Origin of the sequence: Streptomyces sp. NPDC005774 (assembly GCF_042871645.1) — a bacterium.
Classification (GTDB): Bacteria; Actinomycetota; Actinomycetes; order Streptomycetales; family Streptomycetaceae; genus Streptomyces; species Streptomyces pratens.
Window position 1 is genome coordinate 1 of sequence record NZ_JBIAIV010000014.1, and the last position, 18,255, is coordinate 18,255.

Sequence of the window (18,255 nt, forward strand, 5' to 3'; positions counted from 1 at the left end):
CCCTCAACGCATTCCAGATCACCTTCGAGGGCCGGCTCACCCCGGCCAGCAACTGAACCTCAACAACCAAGATCAGCCGTTAACTTGACACACCCAACCGGGGCCCTGGAGGGGCTACTTGGGGCTGTCGTCCTCGCCGACGTGGTGGACGCGGACGAGGTTGGTCGAGCCGGAGACGCCGGGCGGGGAGCCGGCGGTGATGACGACGATGTCGCCCTTCTTGCAGCGGCCGTAGGCGAGGAGGAGTTCGTCGACCTGGTCGACCATGGCGTCGGTGGAGCCGACGTGGGGACCGAGGAAGGTTTCGACGCCCCAGGTGAGGCTGAGCTGGGAGCGGGTGGCGGGGTCGGGGGTGAAGGCGAGGAGGGGGATGGGTGAGCGGTAGCGGGAGAGGCGGCGGGCGGTGTCGCCGGACTGGGTGAAGGCGATGAGGTGGGTGGCGTTGAGGAAGTCGCCGATTTCGGCGGCGGCTCGGGCGACGGCGCCGCCCTGGGTGCGGGGTTTGTTGGTTTCGGTGAGGGGTGGGAGGCCTTTGGTGAGGATGTCTTCTTCTGCTGCTTCGACGATGCGGGCCATGGTGCGAACGGTGTGGACGGCGTGTTTGCCGACGCTGGTTTCACCGGAGAGCATGACGGCGTCGGTGCCGTCGATGATGGCGTTGGCGACGTCGGAGGCTTCGGCGCGGGTGGGGCGGGCGTTGTCGATCATCGAGTCGAGCATTTGGGTGGCGACGATGACCGGTTTGGCGTTGCGTTTGGCGAGTTTGATGGCGCGCTTTTGAACGATGGGGACTTGTTCGAGTGGCATTTCGACGCCGAGGTCTCCGCGGGCGACCATGATGCCGTCGAAGGCGGCGACGATGTCGTCGATGTTCTGGACGGCTTGGGGTTTTTCGATTTTGGCGATGACGGGGAGGCGGCGGCCTTCTTCCTCCATGATGCGGTGGACGTCTTTGCTGTCGTGTCCGCTGCGTACGAAGGAGAGGGCGATGGTGTCGAAGCCGGTGCGCAGGGCCCAGCGGAGGTCGTCTTCGTCCTTTTTGGAGAGGGCGGGGACGGAGACGGCGATGCCGGGGATGTTGAGGCCTTTGTGGTCGGAGACCATGCCGCCTTCGATGACGGTGGTGTGGACGCGGGGGCCGTCGACGGCGGTGACGTGGAGGGTGACTTTGCCGTCGTCGATGAGGATGCGTTCGCCGGGGGTGACGTCGTCGGCGAGGCCTGCGTGGGTGGTGCCGCAGGTGTGGCGGTCGCCTTGGGTGCCGTCTTCCACGGAGATGGTGAAGGTGTCGCCGCGTTCGAGGAGTACGGGGCCTTCGGTGAAGTGGCCGAGTCTGATTTTCGGACCTTGTAGGTCGGCGAGGAGGCCGACGCTGCGTCCGGTTTCGTCGGCGGCTTTGCGGACCCGGTGGTAGCGCTCCTCGTGTTCGGCGTGGCTGCCGTGGCTGAGGTTGAATCGGGCGATGTCCATTCCGGCGTCGACCAGGTCTTTGATCTGGTCGTATGTGTCGGTGGCGGGCCCCAGCGTGCAGACGATTTTTGCTCGGCGCATGGTGTGAGCCTAGGGCTTACCGACGGGTAGGCATTAGGTCACATGTGACCATTCGGTGGACTGGGTATGAATGCTTATTAACAAGTGTTGAATTGTGCGGCGGGGCGCTCCGATGAGCACACCGGATCGCCGGCTACGGCTTATGTACCGGGGCGCCGCGTGGTGGTGCGGCGCCCCTGGTTGTGTGGTGTGTCCGCCGGTTCGTTCCTGCCGGTTTATGCCTGCTGCTGTATGCGTAGTGCGCGGGCCAGGTCGTCGAGCTGGTCGACGAGTTTGCGGCGCAGGGCGGGGGTGGGGTCGGCCTTGCGGAGGCATTTCTGGCCGAGGCGGAGGGTTTCGGGGTCGATGGCGTGGGCGGGGAAGGCCCAGTGGCCGGCGGCTTCGGCGATGGCGGGGCCGCGGCGGGCGGCGAGGGTGATGGCGTCCTTGTAGTAGCGGGCGACGTAGGGGTGTACGAGGTCGGCCTGTTCGGGTTGCCAGAAGCCTTGGGCCGTGGCGGTGAACAGGTAGTTCGACAGGTCGTCGGTGTGGAACATGGCGTCCCAGGCGCGGGCCTTGGCGTCTTTGTGGGGCAGGGCGGCGCGGCAGCGGGCGGCGCCTTCCTGGCCGGTGGCGCTGGGGTCGTCGGCGAGTTCGGCGGCGATGGTGGTTTCGTCGATGGCGTCGAGGACGGCGAGGCGGGTGAGGATGCGCCAGCGCAGTTCGGGGTCGAGTTCGGGGCCGCCGGGGACGGTGTCTTCGGTGAGCCAGGCGGCGATGGTGTCGGGGTGGGCGGCGGTGTCGATGCGGTGGCGTACGGCGATGAGGCGCAGGCCGGGGTTGTCGCCGTCCTCGGTGCGGCGGATGAGGTCGCGGCACAGGTCGGTGAGGGTGGCGAGGGCGGCGGGCCGCTCGTCGGGGGTGACGTAGCGGTTGGTGACGTGGGTGGTGGCGAAGGCGAGGACGCCCCCGGCGAGGGCGAGGTCGGTTTCGTGGGGGAGGTGGGTGCGGGCGATGTCGAGGTAGGTGGTGGGGGGGAGTTCGCCGTCGCGGACGGCGTCGCGCAGGGCGTTCCAGACGACGGCGCGGGTGAGGGGGTCGGGGAGTCCGGAGAGGCGGGTGCGGAGGGTGTGGGCGGACTCGTCGTCGAAGCGGATTTTGGCGTAGGTGAGGTCGCCGTCGTTGAGGACGAGGAGGGCGGGGCGGGGGCCGGGGGTGCTGAGGGTGGTGGTGCCGGTGGTGGAGAGGTCGGCTTCGAGGGGTGTGCGGGGGGTGAGGCCGTGGGGGGTGTGGAGGTCGTGGTCGTAGAGGCCGAGGGTGATGCGGTGGGGGCGGCCGGTGGTGTCGCTGGTGGGGGGTGGGTTGTGGATGGTGAGGTGCCAGTGGCCGTTGTCGGTGTGGAGTTCGGGGGTGAGGGTGTCGACGCCGGTGGTGCGCAGCCAGGCGTTGGCCCAGGCGTGGACGTCGCGGTCGGTGGCGGAGGCGAGGGAGTCGATGAAGTCGGTGAGGGTGGCGTTGGCGAATTTGTGCCGGTCGATGTGGGTGTTGATGCCGGCGAGGAAGTCGTCTTCGCCGAGCCAGGCGACGAGCTGGCGCAGGGCGGAGGCGCCCTTGGCGTAGGAGATGCCGTCGAAGTTGAGGAGGGCGGAGGCGGTGTCCTGGACGTCTTCGGGGGCGACGGGGTGGGTGGAGGGGCGTTGGTCGGCGTCGTAGCCCCAGGGTTTGCGGGTGATGCCGAAGTCGGTCCAGGTGTCGGTGAAGCGGGTGGCTTCGGCGGTGGTCTGGTAGCCCATGTATTCGGCGAAGGATTCGTTGAGCCAGATGTCGTCCCACCATGTGAGGGTGACGAGGTCGCCGAACCACATGTGGGCCATTTCGTGGGCGATGACCATGGCGCGGGTCTGCCGTTGGGTGTCGGTGACGGCGGACCGGAAGACGAATTCGTCGCGGAAGGTGACGAGGCCGGGGTTTTCCATGGCGCCGGCGTTGAATTCGGGGACGAATGCCTGGTCGTAGGAGTCGAAGGGGTAGGGCTGGGTGAATTTTTCGTGGTAGCGGTCGAAGCAGGCGCGGGTGACGTCGAGGAGTTCGTCGGCGTCGGCGTCGAGGTGGGGGGCGAGGGAGCGGCGGCAGTGGATGCCGAAGGGGAGGCCGCGGTGTTCGGTGCGTACGGAGTGCCAGGGTCCGGCGGCGACGGCGACGAGGTAGGTGGAGATGAGGGGGGTGGTGGCTGCTTTCCAGCGGCCGTCGCCGAGGTGTTCGGTGATGCCGTTGGCGAGGACGGTCCAGGTGCGGGGGGCGGTGACGGTGAGGTCGAAGGCGGCCTTGAGGTCGGGCTGGTCGAAGGCCGCGAAGACGCGTTGGACGTCGTCGAGGAAGAGTTGGGTGTAGGTGTAGGTTTCGCCGTCGGCGGGGTCGGTGAAGCGGTGCATGCCTTCGCCGGTGCGGGAGTAGTGCATGGCGGCGTCGATGTGGAGTTCGTGTTCGCCGGGGGTGAGGTCCTTGAGCGGCAGTCGGTTGCCGTTGAGGGTCTTGGGGTCCAGTGGGTGTCCGTCGAGGGTGACGGAGCGCAGCTCGGCGGGCTTGATCTCGACGAAGGTGTCCGTGTCGTCCTGGTCCGCGAGGACGGTGAAGCGGATCAGGGTGCGGGAGTCGAAGGTGTCGTCACCGGTGGTGAGGTCGAGTTCGATCGCGTAGCGGTGGACGTCGAGGAGCTGTGCTCGGTTCTGCGCTTCGTCGCGCGTGAGTACGGACATGCGGGCCATGCTGCCTGATGCCGCTGGTGGGGCACAGAGGCGGATCGGTACATGGCTTATGTCCGGTCGGGTGCGGGCTCCCGGGTGTGCGCCCCTGTGTGGGGTGTGCGTGCTGTCGTGTGGGGGTGGTGTCGGCGGGGCGTGGTGCCGGTCGTGGGTGTCCGCGCCCCGCCGGAGGGTGCGGGGGGGGGTCAGTCCGTGGTGGGTGTGGGGGTGCCGGTGGGGCTCTCGGTGGTGCCGTCGGCGATGTGTTCGTGGTGGCGGATCACTTCGGCGATGATGAAGTTCAGGAACTTCTCGGCGAAGGCCGGGTCGAGTCTGGCGTTCTCGGCGAGGGTGCGCAGCCGGGTGATCTGGCGGGCTTCGCGGGCCGGGTCGGCGGGGGGCAGCCGGTGTTCGGCTTTGAGGCGGCCGACCTGCTGGGTGCATTTGAAGCGTTCGGCGAGCATGTGGACGACGGCCGCGTCGATGTTGTCGATGCTGCCGCGCAGCCTGGCGAGTTCCTCGCGGACCGCGGGGTCGACGTCACCGGTACCGGTGCTGCTGGTGGTCATGGGAAGTCAGCCTACGGGGCGGTGGCGGGGTGCCGGGTGTCCGCGGTCGGGGGCAGGTTCCGGGGTGGGCTCGTACAGTGGAACCGGTTGTGGGGCGTCTTGGGGGTGAGGCGTGGCGAGCGATGGGGCGGTGGAGCGGGGCTTCCCGCATCTGGAGACGGTGCGGTCGGCTGTGACCGCGCTGTACCGGCGTTTGTCGTACGACACGGTGCAGGCGTTCTCGGTGAGTGTGGCGCCTGTCGATGTGGCGTTCTGCGATACGGATGATCTTCATCTGGGGGCGCAGCGGGTGGCGCGGGAGATGGTCCGGCACTACCGGTTGCCGGATGCGCGGTTGATCGTCAGTTTTCGCGATATGAAGTATGCGGCGCATGTCGAGCTGGCGGCGGGTCCTGAGTACTTCGTGGAGCTGAACGATCGGTTCCGTACGCATCGGCGGGACGTAGGGGCGGCGCTGGCTCACGAGGTGATGCATGTCTATCTGCATCGTCTGGGGCTGTCGTTTCCCGGTACGCGTGACAACGAGTTGCTGACCGATACGGCGGCGACGTATCTGGGGGCGGGGTGGCTGCTGCTGGACGCGTTCCGTCAGGACGAGGTGTCGTCGCAGAAGCTGGGGTATCTCACGCCGGAGGAGTTCGGCTATGTGCTGGCGAAGCGGTCGCTGGTGTTCGGTGAGGACCCGTCGGTGTGGTTCACCAGCGAGCAGGCTCACAGCGCGTATGTGAGCGGGATGGAGTTGGCCCGGCTCGACGGGCGGCAGCCGCCGCTGGCGGCGGCCGGCTGGACGGGGCGCCGGCGGTACGCGCGGGAGCGTCGGCACGCTCAGGGGCAGCGCGGGGTCCTCTCTTTCCCGTCGGCCCGGACGGATGTGCCGTACAGCTTCACGCGGGGTGGTGGCTGTGAGGAGCCGCTGCGGGTGTCGTTCCCGTGTCCTACGTGTCATCAGCGGATCAGGGTTCCGGTGCGGGGGCGGGTGCGGGCGCGGTGCGCGTTGTGCCGGACGGTGCTGGAGTGCGACACGTAGGGGGTGCGGCACTTCCACCCCGCCTCATCAGCCCTCCCCCACCATTCGCTATTTTGTTCGCCGCGGCCCTCACCGGCTCGTTCGTCCTGTCCCTCGCAAGGAGCCGGCTCGTGGATTCCGAGGCCACCGTCACCACCTGTTACCGCCATCCCAAGGTGGAGTGCCATGTCCGCTGTGTGCGCTGCGACCGGTACATCTGTCCGGACTGCATGCGGGAGGCGGCCGTGGGCCACCAGTGCCCCGACTGCGTGAAGGAGGGCATGCGGTCGATGCGGCAGGCCCGCACCGTGGTCGGCGGTCGCGTCTCGGCGGTGCCGGTGGTGACATACGTACTGATCGCCGTCAGCGTGCTGGTGTATCTGGCGGAGCTGGCGCTGCCGGAGATCGTGGACCGGTTCGCGATGCTGGGCGCGGGGCTGGTCGGGCCGGACGGCGGTCACTACGTGTGGGTCGAGGGCGCGTACTTCGGGGAGTTCCGCCAGGAAGGTCTGGTGAACGGGGAGTGGTACCGGCTGCTGACCGGTGCCTTCCTGCATCTTCCGCCCACCGAGGGCACGTTCGGGATTCTGCACATCGTGATGAACATGGTGGCGCTGTGGAACCTGGGCCGGGCCGTCGAGCCGATGCTGGGCCGTGTCCACTATCTCGCCCTGTACCTGCTGTCGGCGCTGGGCGGCTCGGTGCTGGTGCTGCTGCTGGCGCCGCAGGACGCGGTGGTCGGCGCGTCCGGGGCGATCTTCGGGCTGGGTGCCGCGTACTACGTGATGGCCCGTCGGATCGGTGCCGACATGCGTGCGGTCAACCGGTTCATGGCCGGGCTGCTGCTGTGGCTGGTGATCTCCGCGGTGGTGACGTCCTGGGAGGGGCATCTGGGCGGGCTGCTGGCGGGCGGTGCGGTGGCGGTGGCGTTCGCGTACGTGCCCAGGGGCAGGCGCCGGACGTTGCTGCAGGCGGGGGCTTGCCTGGCGCTGCTCGCGCTGCTCGTCGTCCTGGCGGTGGCCAAGGTGTCGGAACTGACCGGTGGAGGAGTTTTCCGGTGAAACGTTCAGCCCTGCTGCTCGCGGCCGTGCCCGTGGTGGCGACGGCCGTGTACATGCTGATGCCCGCGGGGTCCGACGGCGCGGCCGCCGGCGACGGACCGTCCGTGTCCGCCTCACCGAACGCGCGTGAGCAGACCGAGGAGCGCGCCGAGTCGGAGGCGGCCGAGGACGACGCGCTGGTGGCGAGCCGGCCGCCGGGCCTGGCCGACCCGGCGAAGAAGGAGCTCGCCCAGCAGATCCTGGCGAGCGCCGAGAATGCGACGCTGCGCTGGCGCGAGACCTACGGCTCCATCGAGGACGCGGGGGACGGCGACGGCTACACGGCCGGCATCGTCGGCTTCACCACCGGCACCCACGACCTGCTCACCCTCGTCGAACGCTATACGCGCAAGCACCCGGAGAACGGTCTGGCGGGGTATCTGCCGGCGCTGCGCGAGGTCGACGGCACGGACTCGCACGAGGGTCTGGACCCGGGCTTTCCGGCCGCCTGGCAGGCCGAGGCGAGGACACCGGAGTTCCGTGCGGCGCAGGAGGCCGAGCGCGACCGGGTCTACTTCGATCCGGCGGTGCGCGTGGCCAAGCTCGACGGCCTCGGCGCGTTCGGCCAGTTCGTGTACTACGACGCGATGGTCCGGCGTGGTCCCGACACCGGCCCCGATGGCTTCTACGGCCTGCGGGAGCAGGCCGTGCGCAAGGCGAGGACGCCGGGTCAGGGTGGCGGTGAGAAGGAGTTCCTGGAGGCGTTCCTCGACGTGCGCCGCGCGGCCGTGCTCGCGAAGAAGCCGGATGCCGACACGTCCCGGATCGACACCGTCCAGCGCCGGTTCCTGCGGGAGGGGAACCTGGAGCTGGCCACGCCGCTGACGTGGCAGGTGCACGGGGAGGCCTTCCGTATTCCCTGAGGGTGTGAGCGTATGCGGCAGCGCCTGCCCGATTCGTCCGGTCGGGGACTGGCGGGCAGGCGCCACCTGTTGTTCCGTACGCCGTTGTACGGGACCTCTGTGGGGGACCGGTCAGGTCCCGTTGTGCGCGGCCCGGACCGCGTGGTGCTTTCCGGGGCGTCCGGTCACACCATCAGTGAGCGGTCGGTCGGGCGGATCGGTGCGGGCAGGTCGCTCGCGCCGGTGAGGTGGCGGTCGCAGCCGCGTGCCGCGGAGCGGCCCTCGGCGATCGCCCACACGATGAGCGACTGGCCGCGCCCGGCGTCTCCGGCGACGAAGACGCCCGGCACGCTGGTGTGGAAGTCGGCGTCACGGGCGATGTTACCGCGTGCGTCGAGTTCCAGGCCGAACTGCTCGACCAGGCCGTTGTCGCGGTCGGTGCCGGTGAAGCCCATGGCGAGGGTGACCAGCTGGGCCGGGATCCTGTGCTCGGTGCCGGGCTTCTGGGTGAGCCTGCCGTCGACGAACTCGACCTCGGTCAGGTGCAGCCACTGCACGGTGCCGTCCTCGTCGCCCTCGAAGTGGGTGGTGGAGACGGAGTAGACCCGCTCGCCGCCCTCCTCGTGCGCGGAGGTGACCTTGTAGAGCATGGGGAAGGTCGGCCACGGCTGGGAGAGGGCGTCCCGGTCCTCGTTCGGGCGGGGCATGATCTCGAGCTGGGTGACGGAGGCGGCGCCCTGCCGGTGGGCGGTGCCCACGCAGTCGGCGCCGGTGTCGCCGCCGCCGATCACGACGACGTGCTTGCCCTCGGCCGAGATGGGCGGGGCGACGTAGTCGCCCTCCTGCACCTTGTTGGCCAGCGGCAGGTACTCCATGGCCTGGTGGATGCCGGTGAGTTCGCGGCCCGGCACGGGCAGGTCGCGCGCGGTCGTCGCGCCGACGGCGAGGACGACGGCGTCGTACCGCTTGCGCAGCGCGGTGGCCGGCATGTCCCGGCCGATCTCGATGCCGGTGCGGAACTTGGTGCCCTCCGCGCGCATCTGCTCGATACGGCGGTTGATGTGCCGCTTCTCCATTTTGAACTCGGGGATGCCGTACCGCAGGAGGCCGCCGATGCGGTCGGCCCGTTCGTAGACGGCGACCGTGTGGCCGGCGCGGGTCAGCTGCTGGGCGGCGGCGAGGCCGGCCGGGCCGGAGCCGACGACGGCTACGGTCTTGCCGGACAGGCGTTCGGGGATCTGCGGGGCGACGTCGCCGGTCGCCCACGCCTTGTCGATGATGGAGACCTCGACGTTCTTGATGGTGACCGGCGGCTGGTTGATGCCGAGCACGCATGCCGATTCGCACGGTGCGGGGCACAGGCGGCCGGTGAACTCCGGGAAGTTGTTGGTGGCGTGCAGGCGCTCGCTCGCCGCCGACCAGTCCTCGCGGTAGGCGTAGTCGTTCCACTCGGGGATGAGGTTGCCCAGCGGGCAGCCGTTGTGGCAGAACGGGATGCCGCAGTCCATGCACCGGCCGGCCTGCTTGCTGATGATCGGCAGCAGCGAGCCGGGGACGTGGACCTCGTTCCAGTCCTTGACGCGTTCGGTGACCGGGCGGGAGGTGGCGACCTCGCGGCCGTGGTTCAGAAAGCCCTTCGGATCAGCCATGGGTCGCCGCCTCCATCATCTTCCGGTGGGTGTCGGACTCGGAGAGCCCGGCTCGCTCGGCGGCTTCCTTGGCGGCGAGCACTGCCTGGTACGTGCTGGGGGTGATCTTGCTGAAGCGGGCGGCGCCTCCGTCGGGGCTGTCCCACTCGGCCAGCAGCTTGGCGGCGACGGTGGAGCCCGTCTCCTCCTGGTGACGGCGCACCACGTCGTGCAGCCAGGCGCGGTCGGTGTCGTCGAGCTCGTGGACGGCGCCCAGGTGGCCGGGGTTGACGTTGTCCGGGTCGAGGTCGATGACGTAGGCGGTGCCGCCGGACATGCCGGCCGCGAAGTTGCGGCCGGTCTCGCCGAGGACGACCGCGTGACCGCCGGTCATGTACTCGCAGCCGTGGTCGCCGACGCCCTCGGAGACGACCAGCGCACCGGAGTTGCGGACGCAGAACCGTTCGCCGACCTTGCCGCGCAGGAACATCTCGCCGCCGGTGGCACCGTAGGCGAGGGTGTTGCCCGCGATGACGCTGTACTCGGCGAGGTGGTCGGCGCCCCGGTCGGGGCGGACGACGATCCGGCCGCCGGAGAGGCCCTTGCCGACGTAGTCGTTGGCGTCGCCCTCCAGGCGCAGCGTGATGCCGCGCGGGACGAAGGCGCCGAAGGACTGGCCGGCGGAGCCGGTGAAGGTGATGTCGACGGTGTCGTCGGGCAGGCCCGCGCCGCCGAACTTCTTGGTCACCTCGTGGCCGAGCATGGTGCCGACCGTGCGGTTGATGTTGCGGATGGCGACCTGGGCGCGTACGGGCTGGGCCTCGATGGCGCCGTCGGCGGCGAGTGCGTCGGCGGCGAGCCTGATCAGCTCGTTGTCGAGGGCCTTCGCCAGGCCGTGGTCCTGGGGGACGGTGTGGTGGCGGACGGCGCCCTCGGGCAGCTCGGGCACGTGGAAGAGGGGGGCCAGTTCGAGGCCCTGCGCCTTCCAGTGGTCCACCGCGCGGGTGACGTCGAGGACCTCGGCGTGGCCGACGGCCTCCTCGATGGAGCGGAAGCCGAGTTCGGCGAGGAGTTCGCGGACCTCTTCGGCGATGAACCGGAAGAAGTTGACGACGTGCTCGGCCTTGCCGGCGAACCGGTCGCGCAGGACCGGGTTCTGGGTGGCGATGCCGACCGGGCAGGTGTCCAGGTGGCAGACGCGCATCATGACGCAGCCGGAGACGACCAGCGGGGCGGTGGCGAAGCCGAACTCCTCGGCTCCGAGGAGGGCGGCGATGACGACGTCGCGGCCGGTCTTGAGCTGGCCGTCGGTCTGGACGACGATCCGGTCGCGCAGGCCGTTGAGCAGCAGGGTCTGCTGGGTCTCGGCGAGGCCGAGCTCCCAGGGTCCGCCGGCGTGCTTGAGCGAGGTCAGCGGGGAGGCGCCGGTGCCGCCGTCGTGGCCGGAGATGAGGACGACGTCGGCGTGGGCCTTGGAGACGCCCGCGGCGACGGTGCCGACGCCGACCTCGGAGACCAGCTTGACGTGAATGCGCGCCTCGGGGTTGGCGTTCTTCAGGTCGTGGATGAGCTGGGCGAGGTCCTCGATGGAGTAGATGTCGTGGTGCGGCGGCGGGGAGATGAGGCCCACGCCGGGCGTCGAGTGGCGCGTCCTGGCGATCCACGGGTAGACCTTGGGGCCGGGCAGCTGGCCGCCCTCGCCGGGCTTGGCGCCCTGGGCCATCTTGATCTGGATGTCGTCCGCGTTGACCAGGTATTCGGAGGTCACACCGAAGCGGCCGGAGGCGACCTGCTTGATGGCGGAGCGGCGGGCCGGGTCGTACAGGCGCTCCGGGTCCTCGCCGCCCTCACCGGTGTTCGACTTGCCGCCGAGCTGGTTCATGGCGACGGCGAGGGTCTCGTGCGCCTCCTGGGAGATGGAGCCGTACGACATGGCGCCGGTGGAGAAGCGCTTGACGATCGCGGAGACCGGCTCGACCTCGTCGAGGGGGACGGGCGCCCGGCCGGAGGTGAGGCCGAAGAGCCCGCGGAGCGTCATCAGGCGCTCGGACTGCTCGTTGACGCGGCCGGTGTACTGCTTGAAGACGTCGTAGCGGCCGGAGCGCGTGGAGTGCTGGAGGCGGAAGACCGTCTCGGGGTCGAACAGGTGCGGTTCGCCCTCTCGGCGCCACTGGTACTCGCCGCCGATGTCGAGCGCGCGGTGTGCGGGGGCGATGCCGGTGGCGGGGTAGGCCTTGGCGTGGCGGGCGGCGACCTCCTTGGCGACGACGTCGAGGCCGACGCCACCGATCTTGGTGGCGGTGCCGTGGAAGTACTTCTCGACGAAGGCCGCGTCGAGGCCGACGGCCTCGAAGACCTGGGCGCCGCGGTAGGAGGCGACGGTGGAGATGCCCATCTTGGACATGACCTTCAGGACGCCCTTGCCGAGGGCGTGGATCAGGTTGCGGATGGCCTTCTCGGACTCGGTGCCGGGCAGGAAGGTGCCCGCGCGGACGAGGTCCTCGACGGACTCCATCGCCAGGTAGGGGTTGACGGCGGCGGCACCGAACCCGATGAGGAGGGCCACGTGGTGGACCTCGCGGACGTCTCCGGCCTCGACGAGGAGGCCCACCCGGGTGCGCTGCTTGGTGCGGATGAGGTGGTGGTGGACGGCCGCGGTGAGCAGCAGCGACGGGATCGGCGCGTGTTCGGCGTCGGAGTGCCGGTCGGACAGGACGATCAGGCGGGCGCCGTTGCCGAGGGCGGCGTCGGCCTCGGCGCAGATCTCCTCGATGCGGGCGGCGAGGCTGTCGCCGCCGCCGGAGACCCGGTAGAGGCCGGAGAGGGTGGCGGCCTTGAAGCCGGGCAGGTCGCCGTCGGCGTTGACGTGGATGAGCTTGGCCAGCTCGTCGTTGTCGATGACGGGGAAGGGCAGGACGACGGTGCGGCAGGACGCGGCGCTCGGTTCGAGCAGGTTGCCCTGGGGGCCGAGCGCGCTGCGCAGGGAGGTGACGAGCTCTTCACGGATCGCGTCCAGCGGCGGGTTGGTGACCTGCGCGAACAGCTGGGTGAAGTAGTCGAAGAGGAGCCGGGGGCGTTCCGACAGGGCGGCGATCGGCGAGTCGGTGCCCATGGAGCCGATCGGCTCGGTTCCGGACTTGGCCATCGGGGCAAGCAGGACGCGCAGTTCCTCCTCGGTGTAGCCGAAGGTCTGCTGGCGGCGGGTGACCGAGGCGTGGGTGTGGACGATGTGCTCGCGCTCGGGCAGGTCGGACAGCTCGATCTCGCCGGCTTCCAGCCACTGGGCGTAGGGGTGCTCGGCGGCGAGCTGGGCCTTGATCTCGTCGTCCTCGATGATGCGGTGCTCGGCGGTGTCGACGAGGAACATGCGGCCGGGCTGCAGGCGGCCCTTGCGGACGACCTTGGCGGGGTCGATGTCGAGGACGCCGACCTCGGAGCCGAGGACGACGAGGCCGTCGTCGGTGACCCAGTAGCGGCCGGGGCGCAGGCCGTTGCGGTCGAGTACGGCGCCGACCTGGGTGCCATCGGTGAAGGTGACGCAGGCGGGGCCGTCCCAGGGTTCCATCATCGTGGAGTGGTACTGGTAGAAGGCGCGGCGTGCGGGGTCCATCGAGCCGTGGTTCTCCCACGCCTCGGGGATCATCATGAGCACCGAGTGCGGCAGGGAGCGCCCGCCGAGGTGCAGCAGTTCGAGGACCTCGTCGAAGGACGCCGAGTCGGAGGCGTCGGGGGTGCAGACGGGAAAGATCCGCTCGAGGCCGGTGGAGCCACTGTGCCCACGGTCGGCGGAGCCACTGTGCCCACGGTCGGCGGAGCCACTGTGCCCACGGTCGGCGGAGCCACTGTGCCCACGGTCGGCGGAGCCGAACAGATCGGAGGCCAGCTGGGACTCGCGGGCGCGCATCCAGTTGCGGTTGCCCTTGACGGTGTTGATCTCACCGTTGTGGGCGACGAAGCGGTAGGGATGCGCGAGGGGCCACGACGGGAAGGTGTTCGTGGAGAACCGGGAGTGCACCAGCGCGAGCGCGGAGCCGAAGCGGCGGTCGGACAGGTCCGGGAAGAAGGGCTCGAGCTGACCGGTGGTGAGCATGCCCTTGTAGACGATGGTCCGCGCGGACAGCGACGGGAAGTAGACGCCCGCCTCGCGCTCGGCGCGCTTGCGCAGCACGAAGGCCGTACGGTCGAGGCCGATGCCCTGGGACGTGTGGTCCGTGACGAAGATCTGGCGGAAGGCCGGCATCGTGGAGCGGGCGGTGGCGCCGAGCAGGTCGGGCGCGACGGGCACCTCGCGCCAGCCGAGGACGGTCAGGCCCTCGGCGGCGGCGATCTCCTCGATGCGGGCGACGGCCTCGTCGGTGGCGTCCACGGGGAGGAAGGCGGTGCCGACGGCGTAGGCGCCGGCCTTGGGCAGTTCGAATCCGGCCACCTCGCGGAAGAAGGCGTCCGGGACCTGGGAGAGGATGCCCGCGCCGTCACCGGAGTCCGGCTCGGAGCCGGTGGCACCGCGGTGTTCCAGGTTGCGCAGGACGGTGAGTGCCTGCTCGACCAGGGTGTGGGACGCCTCGCCGGTGAGGGTGGCGACGAATCCGACGCCGCAGGCGTCGTGCTCGTCGCGGGGGTCGTACATGCCCTGCGGAGCAGGGCGAGCATCCATGAAGGACCAGTTCTGGCCATGCGCGGGATGCTGGGACGGCTGGCGCGTCATACGCATCGGCTCTTCCCGTCGTCGTCATGTGGCATGTGCAAAGTGCCGAGGGACGACGCTGGCCCTCTGCGTGACTGCAAAATTTCGTGCAGATTACACGATGGCCCGGTTCCCGGTAAGCGGGATTTTCCGTTCCATCATGTGGACACCATGCAGGTCGCTTCGGGGATTCCGCGCCTGACGGGGAGAAGCTGGGGGACCGTGGCGGGCAGATCGATGTCCGCCGGTCCGAGGGCGGGGCCGGGCGTCTTCGCCCACTCCCGCGGCTGCGTCGTGAGCTACGTTGCCCACGGCGCTTTCGGCTCATGCCCCGTCGTCACGCGGTCGAAACCAACGATTAACAGCTACTTGTGCGATCCCTCGCGCGGAAGCGGAGCCGGGGCGTCGGTACTGCTCGTCCGCGCCGGGCGCCGGGCCGGTGCCCCGGTCCGGGGCAGCCGTGCGGGGCCGTCCGAGCCGGGTCATCCGAGTCGGGTCATCCGATGGCCGTTCCGAACCAGGTGCCCAGAGCGTACGTCACACCGGCCGCCGCGCCACCGAGGGCGAGCTGTCGCAGGCCGCTGTACCACCAGGTCCGCGCGGTCACCTTGGCGACCAGCGCGCCACACAGGAAGAGCCCCAGCAGCGCCAGCAGCACGGCGGGCCACAGAGTGCTCGCGCCGAGCAGGTACGGCAGTACGGGGAGCAGCGCGCCGAGCGCGAAGGCGCCGAAGCTCGAGACCGCGGCCACGGTGGGCGAGGGGAGGTCGCCGGGGTCGATCCCCAGTTCCTCGCGGGCGTGGATCTCCAGCGCCTGTTCGGGGTCCCGCGACAGCTGCCGGGCCACCTCGGCGGCGAGCTCCGGCTCGACACCCCGGGCCTCGTAGAGGGCGGCGAGTTCGGCCTCCTCATCCTTGGGGTGCTTGCGCAGCTCGCGTCGCTCGACGTCCAGTTCGGCCTCGACGAGCTCGCGCTGGGAGGCGACGGAGGTGTACTCGCCGGCGGCCATGGAGAAGGCGCCGGCCGCCAGGCCGGCGAGGCCCGTGATGACGATGGTCTGCTGTCCGACCGAGCCGCCGGCCACGCCGGTCATCAGCGCGAGGTTGGAGACCAGGCCGTCCATCGCGCCGAACACGGCCGGTCGTAGCCAGCCGCCGTTGACATCGCGGTGCGTGTGGTTGTCGCGGTGCGCCTCGTGCAGCGTCGCCTCGGTCTCGATGATCGCCATGCCGTCCCCCAGGGAGTTCGCGAAAGCGCCTGCAAAGCCGACGTCTCCGACGGCTGCCGCAGAGCCTTTTTAGACAAATTCTACTTTTGAACAACACCCAATTTACGCTTTCCCATTCCCTCCCGCCAGCAAGGAAAGGCTGGGCTAACCTGCGGTTTCGTCAATTTCGCCGCTCACCTGCCGGAGGGCCCGCACAGATGTCGACCGGGTGACACCGGGGCCTGTGAGGCTGTACCGGACCTCACATCGGGGACAGTTCCGCAAAGGGCTTCGCGCCTCTCGGGGCGCCCCTGAGAGGAGAGCCTCGTATGGCATCGACCGCCTGCATCCCCTCGCCCCCGACGCCCGGGGACTCCCTCGGGCTCCGCGAACGGGCACGCGGCGCGCTGCTCGGCCTGGCCGTCGGCGACGCGCTGGGTGCCCCGGCTGAGAACTTGAAACCCTCCGAGATCCGCGCCCGGTGGGGCCGCATCACGGGATACGTGGCGGAGCACCCCGCGGGCACGGACGACACCGAGTACGCGATCCTGTCCGGCCTGCTGCTGGCCCGGCACGGGTCGGCGCTCACCCCGGCGCAGGTCGGGGCGGCCTGGCACGAATGGATCGCGGACCGCGCCGAGGGGCGGTTCCGGGGTGCCGGATTCAGCGAGCGCGGCACCCTGGAGAACCTCCGCCGGGGACTGGCCGCCCCCGTCTCCGCCCAGCACCGTCACGCCTGGAGCGACGGACTGGCGATGCGGGCGGCGCCGCACGGTGTCTTCGCGGCCGGCCGTCCCGCCGAGGCGGCCAGGCTGGCGGCGATCGACGGCTCGGTCAGTCACGACGGCGAGGGCATCTACGGAGGCCAGGCGGTCGCGGCAGGCGTGGCGGCGGCGATGGCCGGGGCACCGGTGGTCACCGTCGTGGCCACCGCGCTGGCCCTGGTGCCGGAAGACTCCTGGACCGCCCGTTCCCTGCGCCGTGCCGTCACCGTGGCCCACCGGGGCGAACGCGCGGTCCGCTCCGCGGTCGTGATCGGCGGCTACCCCTGGACCGACCTGGCCCCCGAGGCCGTCGCCCTCGCCTTCGGCGCATACGCGGCGGCGGACGGGGACTTCGAACAGACGGTGCTGACGGCCGTCAACATGGGCCGCGACGCGGACACCACCGCGGCGGTGGCGGGCGCCCTCGCGGGCGCGACCCGGGGCGCCGCCGCGATCCCACAGGCCTGGGCGGCAGCGATCGGACCGGCCCGCGGCAGCTGCCTCCCCGCGATGGCGGGCCATCACGTCCTGGACATCGCGGACCTGCTCACCCCGACACCGGCCGACAACACCGCGGAGGCCCCGTCATGACCCTCTCCCCACCGGCGACAGCACCCCCATCCACACCACGGGACCAGCCGCCGGAACAGCCCCCGCCCGGCCCCCCCCCCGCGGCGGGGGGGCGCGCCGGCGGGGGGGGGGGGGGGGGGGGGGGGGGGGGGGGGGGGGGGGGGGGGGGGGGGGGGGCTACGCGCCCCCACCCCCCCCCCCCCCCCGCCCCCCGCCCCCCCCCCCCCCCCCCCCCCCCCCCCCCCCCCCCCCCCCCCCCCCCCGCCAAGACCGCCCTCGCCCGACCACGCACCCCGCCCGCCCGACACGACCGAGCCCCACCCTCCTGAAGCCGCTCCCGGGGCCGCCGACGGTACGACAGCCCCACCGGGGCCACCCGCACCCGACCCCGAAACCCGCCCGGGTGGTACGGGTGGGGAACACCGGGCCGAAGGCGAAGCCGAGGCCTCCGCAACCCACCGGACCCGCATCACACCCCTCACCCCGCCGCCGCAGGCACCCCGTATCGAGGGCCTCCTCCTGGGCCTCGCCGCCGGAGACGCCGCCGGCTGGCCCGCGGCACGCCACCGCGCCGCCCGGATGCCCGAGTGGACCCGGCGCCTCACCCGGGAACTGGACACCTTCGCCGAGCAGAACGCGACCACCACCCTTCCCGTGCCCATCGCCCTCAACCAGCCCCCGGGACCCCTGCGTCTGGGCCCCTCCGACGACGCCGAGTGGGCGGTGTTCACCGCCGAGGCGGTCCTGCGGGCCGGCGACGACGGCGCGCTCGGCGACCTGAGCCGCGAACGCCGTACCCGGGCCGCCATCGACCTCACCTGGAACGCCATGGCCGGCGAAGTCGCCGCGGCCGCGGAACGCGCGCCCGAGATCGAGTCGGCCGTTCTGCCCCTGCGCGCCCGTATCTCCGTACGGGCCGGGCTCGGCAACCTCGCCACCGGCCTGCGTCCGCCCGCCACCGGCCACGACAACCCGCACTACTTCGACGACGCGGCCTGCGTACGGGCCTGTGTCCTGGCCGTGGCCCACCCCGGCGACCCCGAAGGCGCCGCCGCGCTCGCCGAGTTCGACGCCCGCTACACCCAGGACGGCGACGGGGTTCACGGCGCCCGCGCGATGGCCGCCGCCGTCGCCCTCGCGCTGGCCGGCGCGGACGTCGGGGCATGCGTGGCGGCCGCGGTGGCCGAGTTGCCCGAGGAGACGGAGATCGGCCGCAACGCCCGGCACGCGCTGCGGCTCGCCGCGGACGCCGACGGCGCCTTCGCCCTCGTACCGCCCCTGGAGCACCAGATCGTCGACCACGTCTACAGCTACGGCATCGCCGCTGCCGAGACCGTCCCCGTGGCCCTCGCGCTGGCCACCGCCTCGCACGGCCGGATGGTGGAGGCGGTGCCCGCGGCGGCCTGTCTCTCCCGGGTCGCGGACTCCGCCCCCGCCCTCGTCGGCGCGCTGACCGGCGCGCTCGGCGGCAGCACGGCGATCCCGGAGTCCTGGCGGGAGAGCTGCCGCATCCTTTCCGGCTGCACGCTCCCCCGGCTCACCGGCACCGACCTGGTGGAACTCGCCGGGCTCCTGGAAGCCGCACAACCGCCTCCCCCCGGAGGATGATTCGGG

10 protein-coding genes and 1 pseudogene are annotated in these 18,255 nt (G+C 71.0%); 5 read left to right on the top strand and 6 right to left on the bottom strand.

All coding sequences use genetic code 11. The features are described 5' to 3' along the window. Positions 1 to 114 precede the first annotated feature (114 nt). From pyk to ACFYQA_RS15275, 3 genes are all read right to left on the bottom strand, one after another. A complete protein-coding gene (gene pyk, locus ACFYQA_RS15265; protein ID WP_388916868.1) occupies positions 115 to 1,551 on the bottom strand; it encodes a pyruvate kinase in 1,437 nt (478 codons plus the stop codon). A 215-nt stretch (positions 1,552 to 1,766) separates the two neighbouring features. Continuing rightward, complete coding sequence (gene pepN / locus ACFYQA_RS15270; protein ID WP_388916871.1) at positions 1,767 to 4,295, bottom strand: aminopeptidase N; 2,529 nt, start codon at positions 4,293 to 4,295, stop codon at positions 1,767 to 1,769. 182 nt (positions 4,296 to 4,477) lie between these two features. Continuing rightward, positions 4,478 to 4,840 carry a chorismate mutase gene (locus ACFYQA_RS15275; RefSeq protein WP_388916874.1) on the bottom strand — a complete coding sequence of 121 codons (363 nt, stop codon included), beginning with the start codon at positions 4,838 to 4,840 and terminating at the stop codon, positions 4,478 to 4,480. A 112-nt stretch (positions 4,841 to 4,952) separates the two neighbouring features. On the opposite strand from ACFYQA_RS15275, the gene ACFYQA_RS15280 reads away from it, so the two are divergent. The 3 genes from ACFYQA_RS15280 (at position 4,953) to ACFYQA_RS15290 (ending at position 7,809) form a co-directional block, all read left to right on the top strand. After that, positions 4,953 to 5,867, top strand: a complete 915-nt coding sequence (locus tag ACFYQA_RS15280) for a hypothetical protein (protein ID WP_388916877.1) — start codon at positions 4,953 to 4,955, stop codon at positions 5,865 to 5,867. Positions 5,868 to 5,977: 110 nt separating this feature from the next. Further along, positions 5,978 to 6,907 (top strand): rhomboid family intramembrane serine protease, encoded by a 930-nt coding sequence (locus ACFYQA_RS15285; protein ID WP_388916880.1) that lies wholly within the window; start codon positions 5,978 to 5,980, stop codon positions 6,905 to 6,907. Next, positions 6,904 to 7,809 carry a chitosanase gene (locus ACFYQA_RS15290; protein ID WP_388916883.1) on the top strand — a complete coding sequence of 302 codons (906 nt, stop codon included), beginning with the start codon at positions 6,904 to 6,906 and terminating at the stop codon, positions 7,807 to 7,809. Before ACFYQA_RS15285 ends, ACFYQA_RS15290 begins: the two co-directional genes overlap by 4 nt. A gap of 164 nt (positions 7,810 to 7,973) precedes the next feature. On the opposite strand, the gene ACFYQA_RS15295 is transcribed toward ACFYQA_RS15290, so the two are convergent. From ACFYQA_RS15295 to ACFYQA_RS15305, 3 genes are all read right to left on the bottom strand, one after another. Continuing rightward, positions 7,974 to 9,437, bottom strand: a complete 1,464-nt coding sequence (locus ACFYQA_RS15295; RefSeq protein WP_388916886.1) for a glutamate synthase subunit beta — start codon at positions 9,435 to 9,437, stop codon at positions 7,974 to 7,976. Further along, the gene (gltB, locus tag ACFYQA_RS15300) at positions 9,430 to 14,127 is read right to left on the bottom strand and encodes a glutamate synthase large subunit (RefSeq protein ID WP_388916889.1); all 4,698 of its coding nucleotides are present in this window, start codon (positions 14,125 to 14,127) and stop codon (positions 9,430 to 9,432) included. Before gltB ends, ACFYQA_RS15295 begins: the two co-directional genes overlap by 8 nt. Positions 14,128 to 14,596: 469 nt before the next feature. After that, complete coding sequence (locus ACFYQA_RS15305) at positions 14,597 to 15,328, bottom strand: VIT1/CCC1 transporter family protein (protein ID WP_386405630.1); 732 nt, start codon at positions 15,326 to 15,328, stop codon at positions 14,597 to 14,599. A 308-nt stretch (positions 15,329 to 15,636) separates the two neighbouring features. Here ACFYQA_RS15305 and ACFYQA_RS15310 point away from each other — a divergent pair, with 308 nt between their 5' ends. Beyond that, complete coding sequence (locus ACFYQA_RS15310; protein WP_388916892.1) at positions 15,637 to 16,662, top strand: ADP-ribosylglycohydrolase family protein; 1,026 nt, start codon at positions 15,637 to 15,639, stop codon at positions 16,660 to 16,662. 168 nt (positions 16,663 to 16,830) lie between these two features. Further along, positions 16,831 to 18,249, top strand: a pseudogene (locus ACFYQA_RS15315) (ADP-ribosylglycohydrolase family protein); the annotation flags it as partial. Between the last annotated feature and the right edge of the window lie 6 nt (positions 18,250 to 18,255).